This is a genomic window from Micromonospora chaiyaphumensis (genome assembly GCF_900091435.1).
In the GTDB taxonomy this organism is placed as follows: Bacteria; Actinomycetota; Actinomycetes; order Mycobacteriales; family Micromonosporaceae; genus Micromonospora; species Micromonospora chaiyaphumensis.
On record NZ_FMCS01000005.1, the window covers coordinates 103,794 to 115,562 of the forward strand.

At 77.1% G+C, this 11,769-nt stretch carries 10 protein-coding genes; 2 read left to right on the forward strand and 8 right to left on the reverse strand.

Going from position 1 to position 11,769, the window contains the following annotated elements; genetic code table 11:
• Positions 1-64 precede the first annotated feature (64 nt).
• On the reverse strand, positions 65-724 hold the full coding sequence (locus GA0070214_RS15100) for a 4'-phosphopantetheinyl transferase family protein (protein ID WP_091263273.1): 660 nt from the start codon (positions 722-724) through the stop codon (positions 65-67).
• Positions 721-1,554: a metallophosphoesterase family protein gene (locus GA0070214_RS15105; RefSeq protein ID WP_091263922.1), complete on the reverse strand. Its 834-nt coding sequence runs from the start codon at positions 1,552-1,554 to the stop codon at positions 721-723. The genes GA0070214_RS15100 and GA0070214_RS15105 overlap by 4 nt, the downstream gene beginning before the upstream one ends.
• A gap of 158 nt (positions 1,555-1,712) precedes the next feature.
• Between GA0070214_RS15105 and GA0070214_RS15110 the strand changes: the two genes are divergently transcribed.
• Positions 1,713-2,486 (forward strand): hypothetical protein, encoded by a 774-nt coding sequence (locus GA0070214_RS15110; protein WP_091263274.1) that lies wholly within the window; start codon positions 1,713-1,715, stop codon positions 2,484-2,486.
• On the opposite strand, the gene pip is transcribed toward GA0070214_RS15110, so the two are convergent.
• From pip to GA0070214_RS15125, 3 genes are all read right to left on the reverse strand, one after another.
• Positions 2,479-3,435, reverse strand: coding sequence for a prolyl aminopeptidase (gene pip, locus GA0070214_RS15115; protein ID WP_091263275.1), 957 nt, complete (start codon positions 3,433-3,435; stop codon positions 2,479-2,481). The genes GA0070214_RS15110 and pip overlap by 8 nt on opposite strands.
• A gap of 43 nt (positions 3,436-3,478) precedes the next feature.
• Positions 3,479-3,853 carry a hypothetical protein gene (locus tag GA0070214_RS15120; RefSeq protein WP_091263926.1) on the reverse strand — a complete coding sequence of 125 codons (375 nt, stop codon included), beginning with the start codon at positions 3,851-3,853 and terminating at the stop codon, positions 3,479-3,481.
• A gap of 96 nt (positions 3,854-3,949) precedes the next feature.
• A complete protein-coding gene (locus GA0070214_RS15125; RefSeq protein WP_091263276.1) occupies positions 3,950-4,819 on the reverse strand; it encodes an alpha/beta fold hydrolase in 870 nt (289 codons plus the stop codon).
• Positions 4,820-4,951: 132 nt separating this feature from the next.
• Here GA0070214_RS15125 and GA0070214_RS15130 point away from each other — a divergent pair, with 132 nt between their 5' ends.
• Positions 4,952-8,218 carry an ATP-binding protein gene (locus GA0070214_RS15130; RefSeq protein WP_208602787.1) on the forward strand — a complete coding sequence of 1,089 codons (3,267 nt, stop codon included), beginning with the start codon at positions 4,952-4,954 and terminating at the stop codon, positions 8,216-8,218.
• A gap of 63 nt (positions 8,219-8,281) precedes the next feature.
• On the opposite strand, the gene GA0070214_RS15135 is transcribed toward GA0070214_RS15130, so the two are convergent.
• The 3 genes from GA0070214_RS15135 to GA0070214_RS15145 all read right to left on the reverse strand — a co-directional run bounded on the left by GA0070214_RS15135 (position 8,282) and on the right by GA0070214_RS15145 (position 11,733).
• On the reverse strand, positions 8,282-9,799 hold the full coding sequence (locus GA0070214_RS15135) for a coiled-coil domain-containing protein (RefSeq protein ID WP_091263277.1): 1,518 nt from the start codon (positions 9,797-9,799) through the stop codon (positions 8,282-8,284).
• 156 nt (positions 9,800-9,955) lie between these two features.
• Positions 9,956-10,918 carry a sensor histidine kinase gene (locus GA0070214_RS15140; RefSeq protein WP_091263278.1) on the reverse strand — a complete coding sequence of 321 codons (963 nt, stop codon included), beginning with the start codon at positions 10,916-10,918 and terminating at the stop codon, positions 9,956-9,958.
• On the reverse strand, positions 10,915-11,733 hold the full coding sequence (locus GA0070214_RS15145) for an MEDS domain-containing protein (protein ID WP_244167739.1): 819 nt from the start codon (positions 11,731-11,733) through the stop codon (positions 10,915-10,917). Before GA0070214_RS15145 ends, GA0070214_RS15140 begins: the two co-directional genes overlap by 4 nt.
• Positions 11,734-11,769: the final 36 nt, after the last annotated feature.

The window sequence follows — 11,769 nt, forward strand, 5'->3', positions numbered from 1 at the left end:
CTCCATGCGGCGAAATGACCAGGTCCTCAGGGCCCTACCCTGAGCCGCAGGCGGCAAACGCCGATCAGCGGGGCACGGCCACCGCGGTGAGGACCAGGCCGTCGGCGACCAGCCACCGGCCGTGCAGCGCGGCCAGCGGCGGGCCGCCGTCGGCGCGGGTGGCGTCGACCAGCACCCGGGCCGTGAACCTGCCCGCGGCCGGGTCGACGGACAGTTCGGCGTCCTCGAAACCGAGCCAGCGGCCGGTCAGCGGGTACCACGCCTTGTAGACCGACTCCTTGGCGCTGAACAGCAGCCGGTCCCAGTGCACGGCCGGGTGGGCGGCGCGCAGCCCGGCCAGCGACTCCGGCTCGCCGGCCGTGGTGACCACCCCGGTCACGCCGTCGGGCAGCGGCTCGTGCGGCTCGGCGTCGATGCCGAGCCCGGCCAGCGCGGTGTCCCGGGCGACCGCCGCGGCCCGGTAGCCGGCGCAGTGCGTGATGCTGCCGACCACGCCCGCCGGCCAGCGCGGCTCCCGCTTCGGGCCGGGGCGGATCGGCGCCGGGGCGTACCCGAGGCGGGACAGGGCCTCCCGGGCGCAGCGGCGGGCCGTGACGAACTCGCGCCGGCGGGCCTCCACGGCGCGGGCGAGCAGGTCCTCCTCGCCGGGCCACGGGGCCTCGCCCGGGATGTCGGAGAACGCCTCGACGGCGGCCGCCTCCGGCGGGAGCAGGGTCTCGATCACGTGGCACCGCCGAGGATGCGCCGCATCGGCCGCGGCTCGCCGCCCCGCCGGCCCCACTCGCGCGGGTAGCCCAGCGACACCTCCTCGAAGCGCACCCCGTCGTGGTGGGTGGTGCGGGGGATGTGCAGGTGCCCGTAGACCGCCACGGCGGCGCGGTGCCGCAGGTGCCAGTCGGCCGTGCGGTCGGTGCCGCACCACTGGGCGAACTCCGGGTACCAGAGCACGTCGGTGGGCTGGCGGACCAGCGGCCAGTGGTTGACCAGCACGGTCGGCAGCGCCGGGTCGGCGGCCGCCAGCCGCCGCTCGGTCTCGGCGACCCGCTCCCAGCACCAGGACTCCCGGTCCGGGTGCGGGTCGGGGTGCAGCAGCACCTCGTCGGTGCACACCACCCCCGCCGCGTACGCCGCGCGCAGCGACTCGTCCTTGCTGGTCGTGCCCGGGGCGCGGAACGAGTAGTCGTAGAGCAGGAACAGCGGCGCCACGGTGACCGGCCCGCCCGCGCCGCGCCACACCGGATAGTCGTCCTCCGGGGTGAGCACGCCCAGGTCGCGGCACATGCCGACCAGCGCGTCGTAGCGGGCCCGGCCGCGCAGCGTCACCGGGTCGGCCGGGTGGGTCCACAGCTCGTGGTTGCCGGGCACCCACACCACCTGGGCGAACCGGTCGCGGAGCTGCCGCAGGGTCCGCTCGACGTCCGCGAACACCTCGCCGACGTCACCGGCCACGATCAGCCAGTCGTCCGGCGACTCCGGCCGCAGGCCGTCCACGACCGTCCGGTTCTCGGCGTACGACACGTGGAGGTCACTGACCGCGAACAGCGCACCCGTCACCCCGTCGATCTTGCCAGCGCCGACGCCGGATCGGTAGGCGCGGACTTGAACGGTGTCGCAGGTCCGACGCAGAATGGCGGGCATCGGTGTCGCGACCCCGGCGGCGGCGCAGGGCCGCACGGGCTGAAACGTCGACTCTTCACGGAAGGGGCGACGGCATGCACCCGATGCTGCGTCGGCTCGACGACCTCGCCGCCCACCTCGCCACCCGGCCGGACACCGTGGCGCTGCTCGGCCTCGGCTCGGCCGGCGCCGATCACGACCGGCTCGACGAGCACTCCGACCTGGACTTCTTCCTCGTCGTCGCCGACGGCGCGGTGGGCCGCTACGTCGACTCGACCGACTGGCTGGCCGCGCCCTGCCCGGTGGCGTACAGCTTCGCCAACGAGCGCAACGGCCGCAAGGCGCGCTACGCCGACGGGATCTTCGTGGAGTACGCCGTCTTCACCGTGGCCGAGCTGGCCCGGTTGCCGTTCACCGGCGCCCGGGTGGTCTGGCGGCGCCCCGACGCCCCGGCCGGGCTGGCCGAGAGCGGCGCGCCGCCGCGCCCCGCCACGCCGTACGACACCGTCGAGTTCCACCTCAACGAGGCGCTCACCAACCTCTACGTCGGCCTGCACCGGGAACTGCGCGGGGAACGGCTCACCGCCGCGCGGTTCATCCAGTCGTACGCGGTGGACCGCGTGCTCGCCCTGCTGCGGCTCACCGAGCCGTCGGCGGCGCACCGGCGGGACCCGTTCGACCCGAGCCGCCGGGTCGAGCAGGCGTACCCGCCGGAGGTGCTGCCCCTGGCCGCCATGGTGCCCGGGTACCGGCACAACGCGGCGGCCGCCCGGGCCACGCTCGACTGGCTGGCGGCCCGGTTCCCGGTCGACCCGGCCGTCGGCGACCCGGTCCGGGCGCTGCTCGCCGAGGCGGGGCGGGTCAGCTGAGCAGGTCGGCGAACCGGTCGGTGGCGCGGAGCAGTTCCCGGGCGATGCCCGGCTCGGCGGCCGAGTGGCCGGCGTCGGGCACGATCCGCAGCTCGGCCTCGGGCCAGCGCCGGGCCAGGTCGTACGCGGACACCGGCGGGCAGCACAGGTCGTAGCGGCCGTTGACGATGACGGCGGGCAGGTGCCGGATCCGGTCCACGCCGTCGAGCAGTTGCGTCTCGGTGAGGAAGCCGCCGTGCACGGCGTAGTGGGAGAGGATCCGGGCGATCGGCAGCGCCTGCTCCTCGCCGGTGAAGTGGGCGAGCACCCCCGGGTCGGGGCGCAGCGAGGAGTTGACCGCCTCCCAGCGCCCCCAGGCGACCGCGCACGCCCGGGCCTGCGCCTCGTCCGGCCCGTGCAGCCGCCGGTGGTACGCCGCCAGCACGTCGTCGCGCTCGGCGCCGGGGATCGGGGCGACGAACCGCTCCCACTCGTCGGGCTGGAGGTGGCGCAGGCCGCCCTGGTAGAACCAGTCCCGCTCGCTGCGCCGCAGCAGCAGCACGCCGCGCAGGATCAGCCCGGTGACCCGGTCCGGGTGGGTCTGGGCGTACGCCAGGCCCAGAGTGACCCCCCACGACCCGCCGAACACCAGCCAGCGGTCGATCCCGAGCCGCTCGCGGATCGTCTCCAGGTCGGCCACCAGGTGCCAGGTGGTGTTGCCCCGCAGCTCACCGAACGGGGTGCTGCGCCCCGCGCCGCGCTGGTCGAACAGCACGGCGCGGTAGCGCAGCGGGTCGAAGAACCGCCGCGCCGCCGGCACCAGCCCGCCGCCCGGCCCACCGTGCAGGAAGACCACGGGTACGCCGTCCGGCCGGCCCACCTCCTCCACGTGGAGTTCGTGGCCGTCGCCCACCGCGATCCGGTGGGTGGCGTACGGCTCGACGGGCGGGTACAGGCGCGGCTCGGTCATGCCGGACCATCCTGCCCGCTCCGGGCCGGTCGTGCGGGGACGGTCAGCAGGCGACGCTGCTGCCGAGGTTGTCGAGCAGGGCGTCGGCGACCCAGCCGGACACCCCGGTCGTGCTGTCCCGCAGGTAGGTCCAGGTGTAGGTGGTGTGCCCGTTCGCGCTGACCCGGTCGCCGTTGGTGTAGCAGTGGAAGTCGACGCTGTGGCTGAGCTGGCCGTAGCCGAGGGAACCGCAGGTGGTGTGCGGGCCGGTGCGGATGTTGACGTTGCTGGCGTTGAAGAGCGTGCCGAGCTTGGTGTCGATGTTGGAGTGCGCGTGGCTGCAGGTCGCGCTCGCCGGAGCGGCGGCGGTCACCACCGCGACACCGGTGCAGCCGACCGTCAGTGTGACCGCCGCCGAGATCGAGGAGAACTTCCGCATGTCGATCAACCCCCGAACGTGAGTACCCCCACACGTAAAGTGATCAGAATATTTGCATCTTCCACCGTCCCGGGCAAGGGTGCGCACGCCCTCATCTCACCGGGCCAGCAGCGCGCGCAGCTCCTTCACCACCTCGGCGGGGGCCTCCTCGGCCATGAAGTGCCCGTACGACACCGGCACGTGCCGCAGGTCGGGCGCCCAGGCCCGCCAGCGCGCCGCCGCGTCGAAGCCGAGCGCGGCGCCCCAGTCCTGCTGGAGCACGGTCACCGGCATCCGCAGCACTCGCCCCGCCGCCCGGTCCGCCTCGTCGTGCGCGAGGTCGACGCCGGCCGACGCCCGGTAGTCCGCGACGATCGAGGGGACCGCCGCCCGGCAGGCCCGCAGGTACGCGGCCCGCACGTCGGCGGGGATCGCGTCCGGGTCGCCGGTCCAGAGGTCGAGAAAGTGCCCGAAGAACTCGTCCGGCGCGGCGCCGATCAGCCGCTCGGGCAGCCCCGGCGGCTGGGCCATCAGATAGAGGTGGAAGCCGACCGCGGCGGTGACGCCGTGCATCACCTCCCAGGTGTCGAGGGTGGGCAGCACGTCCAGCGCGGCCAGGTGGGTGATCGTCTCCGGGTGGTCCAGGCCGGCGCGGATCGCCACCAGGGCGCCGCGGTCGTGCCCGGCCAGGGCGAACCGCTCGTGCCCCAGCGCCCGGGCCAGCGCCACCACGTCGGCGGCCATGGTGCGCTTGGCGTACGCGGTCCCGTCGGTGTCCGCCGGCTTGTCGCTGTCGCCGTAGCCGCGCAGGTCGGGGCAGATGACCGTGTGGTCGGCGGCCAGGTCCGCGGCGACGTGCCGCCACATGAGGTGGGTCTGCGGGAAGCCGTGCAGCAGCACGACCGGGCTGCCGGCGCCGCCCACCGCGGCGTGCAGGGCGACGCCGTCGGCGACGGTGACGCGGCGCGACTCGAATCCGTTGATCATGAGGTGTCCTCTCGTGGTGTGCTCGGGTCCGCGTCGAGCCTCCCCGGTGCCGGTCAGCGGCCGATCAGCAGCGGATGAGTGACCTGGTCGGGCCGCCGGTGCGCACGTACCGGGCTGCCTAGAGTGGGCGGGGTGACCGAGCCGCCGCGCGTACCCCCGGTGACCTTCGGGGTGCTCGGGCCGCTCGTGGCGGCCGGCCCGCGGGGGCCGGTGGCGCTCCGGGGTGCCCGGCAGCGTGCCGTGCTGGCCCGCCTGCTGGTCGCCCGGGGCCGCGTGGTGCCGGTCGACCGGCTCGTCGGCGACCTGTGGGCGGAGCCGCCGGAGGGCGCGGTCGGCGCGCTGCGCACCTTCGTGGCCGACCTGCGCCGGGCCCTGGAGCCCGACCGCCCGCCGCGCCGGCCGGCCCGGCTGCTGGTCACCGCCCCGCCCGGGTACGCGCTGGCGGCCGCCACCGACGCGGTCGACGCGGGCCGGTTCGAGGCGGCCGTCGGGGCGGCGGGGGAGTCGCTGGCCGCCGGGCGTGCCGGACCGGCGCTGGCGGCCCTGGACGACGCGCTCGCCCTCTGGCGCGGCCCCGCCTACGCGGAGTTCGCCGCCGAGCCGTGGGCGCGGGCGGAGATCGACCGGCTGGACGAGCTGCGGATGCTCGCCGTCGAGCGGCGCGCCGAGGCGCTGCTGGCCCTGGGCCGGGCCGCCGAGGCCGCCGGCGACCTGCGCGCCCAGGCCGCCGCCCAGCCGTTGCGCGAGGAGACCTGGCGCCTGCTCGCGGTCGCCCTCTACCGGGCGGGCCGGCAGGGCGACGCGCTCGCCGCGCTCCGGGAGGCCCGCGCCGTGCTGGTGGGGGAACTGGGGGTGGATCCCGGGCCCCGACTGCGCCGGCTGGAGGCCGACATCCTCGCCCAGGCCCCGCACCTCGACCCGGCCCTGGCCGCCGTCCCGGCCCCGGTCGCCGTTCCGCCCGCGCCACCGACCGGGGGAGCGGGGAAGGAGCGGCGCCCCTTCGTGGGGCGCGACGCCGAGCTGGCGAGCCTGACGGGGCTGGCCGAGCGGGTGGCCCGGCGCGGCCGGCCCGCCCTCGCCCTGGTCTCCGGGGACGCCGGCGCGGGCAAGACGGCGTTCGTCGAGGCGCTGGCCGACCGGCTCGCCGCCGCCGGCTGGACCTGCGCCGTCGGACGGGTCCCGGAGTACGAGGGCGCACCGGCCGCCTGGCCCTGGACGCAGCTCGCCGCCGCCCTGCCCGAGGCGGAGGCACCGGCGACCGGGGCGGCGCCCGCGGCCACCGGCGGACTGTCCGGCGCGCCGGTTCCCGGCGGCCTCTCCGGCGACACCACGGCGGACGGGCCGGGCGCCGGGGAGCCGGCCGTGGCCCGCTACCGCCTGCACCGCACGGCCGGCGCCCGGGTGGGCGCGGCGGCGCGGCGCGGGCCCGTGCTGCTCGTCCTCGACGACCTGCACCGGGCCGACGAGGACACCCTCGACCTGCTGACCGCGCTGCTCACCGGCCCGGAGCCGGTGACCGGGCCGGTGCTGGTGGTCGGCACGTACCGCTCCACCGCGATCACCCCGGCGCTGACCGGCGCCCTGGCCCGGCTGGCGCGCACCGAACCGGTCCGGGTCTACCTGGGCGGTCTCGCCGAGGCGGAGACCGCCGACCTGGTCCGGGCGGTGGCCGGTGCGGCGGACCCCGACACCGTGCGGGCGCTGCACCGGCGCAGCGGCGGCAACCCGTTCTTCGTCCGGGAACTGGCCCGGCTGCTCGCCGCCGAGGGGGCCACCGCGCTGGAGCGCGTACCGGCCGGGGTGCGGGACGTCATCCGGCACCGCCTGGCGCAGCTGCCCGCGTCGACCGGGACGGTGCTGCGGCGGGCCGCGGTGCTCGGCCGGGACCTCGACCCGGACGTGCTGGCCGCGCTGGTCGGCGAGGACGCGATGCTCGACGCCGTGGACCGGGCCGCGCAGGCCGGGTTCCTCACCCCCGACGGCACCCGCTTCGCCCACATCCTCGTCCGCGACACCCTCTACACCGACCTGTCGGCGCCGCGCCGGGCCCGCTGGCACGCCGCCGCCGGGGCCGCGCTCGAACGGCTCCGGCCGGACGACGTCACGGGCCTCGCGCACCACTTCGGACAGGCCCCCGGTCCCGACGCCGCAGCCCGGGCCGCCCGGTACGCCGCGGCCGCAGCCGTGCGGGCCGAGCGGCGCTGCCACCCGCACGAGGCCGCCCGGCTCTGGCAGCAGGCCGTCGCCGCCCACGACCGGGCCGGCGACGACGTACGCGGCCGGCTGGCCGCCGTCATCGGCTGGGGCCGTGCCCTCGCCGTCACCGGCCACCTCGACCGGACCCGCCGGCTGCGTGTCGAGGCCGTCGCCACGGTGGAACGGCTCGCGGACCCGCAGCTCGCCGCCGACGTGCTGGCCGCGTTCGACGTGCCGGCCGTCTGGCCCCGCAACGACGACGAGGAGCTGTCCCGGCGCATCGTGGCCGCCGCCGAGGCCGCCCTCGCCGCGCTACCCGCCGACCAGGCGGCCCGGCAGGCCCGGCTCCTCTGCACCCTCGCCCTGGAGCTGCGCGGCGACACCGGCGACCGGGGCCGGCGGGCGGCCGCCGAGGCCGAGGCGATCGCCCGCGGCCTCGGCGACCCGGCCCTGCTGGCCTTCGCGCTCAACGCCCGCTTCATGCACGCCGTCGACCGGGCCGGCCAGGCCCCGGAACGCGGCCGCATCGGCGCCGAACTGGTCGACCTGGCCGTCCGGCACGGGCTGGTCACCTTCGAGGTGCTGGGGCACCTCATCGTGCTCCAGGCGTGCTGCGCCCGCGCCGACCTGGCCGCCGCCGACGTCCACGCGGCCGCCGCCGACCGTCTCGCCGCGCGCTACGAGCTGCCCCTCGTGGGCGTCTTCACCGCCTGGTACGCCGCACTCCGGCTGGCCGTCGCCGGACGCCGCGCCGAGGCCGAGGCGGCGTACCGGGCGGCGGCCGTCCGGCTCGACGCCGGGCAGATGCCGGGCATGGCCGCGGGGCTGCTGCCGTTCGCCCTGCTCTGCCTGCGACTGTCCACGGGCGGCGACCCCGGCCCGGCGCTGGCCGAGGCCACCCACGCCGGCCCGTACGCGCCGTGGGTCCGGCCGCTGGCCCTGCTCGCCGAGGGACGCCGGGACGAGGCCGGCGCCGCGCTGCGGGCCCTGCCCGAGTCGCCCCACGACCTGCTGCGCGAGGCCCGGCTCTGCGTCGCCGCCCGGGCCGCCGTCGACCTCGGCGACCGCGCGACCATGGCCCGGCTGCACGCCGCCCTGAGCCCCGCCGCCGACGAGCTGGCCGGCGCCGGCAGCGGCGTGCTCACCGCGGGGCCGGTCGCCCGCTACCTCGCCGACCTCGCCGCCGCCCTCGCGCGCGACTGACCAGCCCGACCGCGGGCCGGCCGCCCGCGCCCGCCGGTGTGGCGGGCCTGGCGGCGGGACGGGTCAGGCGTTGGCGGGGACACCGCCGTCGGGACCGGGGGCCGGCTCGCCGGTGGCCTCCGCCTCGGGGGCGGGCCGCTGCGCCGGGGCGCGCACCGCGAACGCGTCGAAGCTCGGCCGGTCCAGGGAGGCCCGCTCCAGGAACGGCTCGGCGCTGGGCCGTTCGCCGTCGGCCCGCTCGCCGGGCTCCGGATCCGTCGCCGGGGCGGCCACCGCGGCCGGCGCGGCCGGTGCGGGCACCACCACAGGGGTGGGCTCCGCCGGCGTTCCGGCGGGCCGCGGCGCCACCATCGGGTACTCGGCCGTCTCCACACCGCCGGCGGCGGCCGCCATCACCGCCGCCGCGGCCAGGTCGGCGACCCGCTTGGCCTCCCGCTGCACCCGGGCCCGGGTCTCCTTCGCGTGCTGCTCGGCGAGGTCCGCCGCGCGCCGCGCGTCCTCCAGCCGCTTGGTCTCCGCCGTCAGGTCCCGGCGTACGGCGACCAGCTGCTCCTCCAGCGCGGCGCCCTGCTCCTCGACCGCGGCGATGTCCCGGCGGCTCTGCTCCAGCTCCTGGCCGACCGTCTCCAGCTCGGCCTGGAGCTGGGTGAGCGCCTCCTGCCGCTGCTGGACCTCCTGCTGCACCGTGGCGAGCTGCTCCTGGTGCGCTGCGGTCTCCTCGTCGGCCCGCTCGCGCACCTCGGTCGCGTACTGCTGGGCCTCGGCGACCAGGGCGGCGATGTCGCGCTCGGCGGCGGCGGCCCGGTCGGCCAGCTCCTGCTCGGCCGCGGCCCGCTGCTCGTCCAGCTCGCGGGCCATGGTGGCCTGCCACTGGGCCAGCTCCTGCTGGGCCTTGCTGCGGTTGGCCTGCACCTCCTGCTGGATCTGGGTGCGCGCCGCCTTCACCAGCGCCTCGGACGCCGAGCGGGCCTGCTCGACCTGCTGGGCGCTCTGCTCGGCGATCCGCTTCGCCTCGTGCTGGGCCCGGTCGTGGGCGGCCTGGCCGTCGACGCGCAGCTTCTCCGTCAGCTCCCGGACAGCGGTCAGCTCCGCCTGCGCGGCGGCGTGCCGCTCCTCGTCCGCCTTCTCCTGCTCGGCCCTGCGGGTGGACAGCTCCTCGGCCAGCTCGCGCCGCTCCCGGTCCGCCTCGTCGCGCGCGACGGCCAGCACCTTCTCCGCCTGCGCCTGGAGTTCGCCGGCGCGCTTCGTGGCCGCCTCGGTGATCTGCCCGGCCTGCTTCTCCGCGAGGTCGAGGATCTGGTCCACCATGGGCCCGAGGTCGCGGAAGGACGCCCGGTCCACCTGCGTCGGTCGCTGGCGCAGCTCGGCGGCCTCGGTCTGCGCCCGCTGCGCCTGCGCGGTCAGCTCCCGCACCTGGGCGTACGCGCGGTCCCGGTCGGCCGTCGCGGCGGTCAGCTCACCGTCCATCTGCTCGACGTACCGGTCCACCTGGCGTTTGTCGTAGCCGCGCAACGCCTGGTCGAACCTGGGTCGTGCGGACACGTCGTCGTGGGGTGCGAACGGTTCCTCGCCGTTGGACATGCGCCATCCTCCGTCGGTTCGCCAGCGCCAGGCCGGCGGATGACCGCCCCGCAGGGCATGATGAGGCGCAACGGTACCGCCGTCGGCGCGCGGGTTCCGCCCCGCCCCGCCCGCGACCGTGAACTCGGGTCGACCCGGGCCGCCGGGCGGTCCGACTCAGACCGGGAAGTACGGGTTTCCGGCGGTCAGCCGGACGGTGAAGCCGTCGGCGTCCCGGTGCAGCGCCACGTGGTTGCACGACTGGTGGCTGATCCACAGCCCGAGGCCACCGGCGGCGCCGTTGCCCGCTGGCAGCAGCCCGGCGTACGGGTCGGTGGGGCCGGGACCGCGGTCCTGCACGGTCACCACCATCCGGTCCGGCGCGCTCCACAGCCGCATCCGCACCGGCGGCACGCCGTGCCGCAGCGCGTTGCTCACCACCTCGCTGACCGAGACGACCAGGTCGTCGAGGTGGTCGGCCGGGAGCTGGCCCCGGTGTGCGGCGCGTACCGCGTCGCGCGCCTGCGCCGGGGCCGGGTCGACCAGCTCGACCGCCGGTGCCGTCCGCTCCACCGGGTCGGGCAGCATGAGGCGGCGCTCGGCCAGGTAGGCCGCCGGCTCGGTGTAACCGTCGGTCGGCACGTGGCTGCCGTCCGGCATCGCCACCCGGGGGTGGGTCCGCACCACGTCCGCCAGCACCCGGGACGGGGTGGCGCCGACGTCGTACGCGCACATGCTCCAGAGCGGGAAGTCGTCGTAGGCGTGGTTGATGGCCGACTCGTAGCGGGCCCACCAGTCCCAGGTGGCGCCGAGCACGGCCGGCGGCAGCTCGCCGACGATGCGGATCTGCCGCGCGCCCTCGGCCACGTATGAGCCCAGCAGCTTCCGGTAGGCGCGGATCGCGGCGGTGGGGCGGGCGTAGAGGTCGCCGCCGGGCAGGAAGGTGACCTCGGTGCCGGTGGGCAGGGCCCGGCGGACCAGTTCGGCGTTGCGCTCCGCCAGGCCGACCACGGTCGGCTCCCCGGCCTCGACCCCGCCGAGCAGGAACGGCAGCACCACGGCCAGGAGGTGCTCGTCGGAGTCGTAGAGGATCGCCTCGTGGTAGTAGCCCACGTGCCCCGCGGCGGCTCCCGTCCTCATCGGACCACCTCCACCCGCACCTCGCTCAGGTCGAGCAGCTCGACCAGTCGCGCCGCGGCGGAGCGTGAGGTGCGCAGCACGGCGGTGGCGTCGTGCCGGCGGGCGTGCTCGCGCAGGTGCAGCAGGCAGCGGTGGTCGACGAAGCGCAACCCGGCCGCCTCCAGCACGAGCCGGCCGCCGACCGGTCGCGGGTCGGCCCGGTCCAGCGCGGCGGCGAAGAGCCGGTGGTTGGACGGGTCCAGCTCGCCGCCGAGCTCGGCGACCGCGTCCCCGCCACCGGCGTGCAGCCGGAACAGCACGTCGGCGTTCGTCTCGGGATGCATGCAGGCCAGCTCGGCGATCGCCGCGTCGCTCAGCTCGCGCCGGTCGTAGGCGCAGATCGCCGACATCGGGTGCCGGCGCATCCAGCGGTCGATGAGGTGCTCGTACCGGGCGAAGGCCTCCCGCTGTGCGGTGGAGCGGACCAGGGTGGTGGCCTCGGCCACCACCCGCAGGCCGGTGTAGCCGGCGGCCAGCGCGTCGCGGGTGGCCGCCGCGTAGGCCCGGACCTGCTTCTCCGGGTCGACGACCTCGTCGTGGCGGTACGCCTGCTCGACCGGGACCAGCCGGAGCGCGCGCCGGCTCAGCGCGGCGTCGCGACCGGGGAGGCGCTCCAGCCGGCCGGCCAGGGCGTCGGGGTCGCCGGGACCGACCAGCCAGACCTGCTCGCCGGCCGCGAGGCCCGCGGCCAGGTGGGCGACCGCCCGGGCGTCCAGCGCCGCCGGGTCGTCGTAGGCCAGGCAGAGGTGACCGTACGTCGTCGACGACGTGCTCATGCTGGTCACTCGGCCCGCCTCACCGGGCCAGTCTAG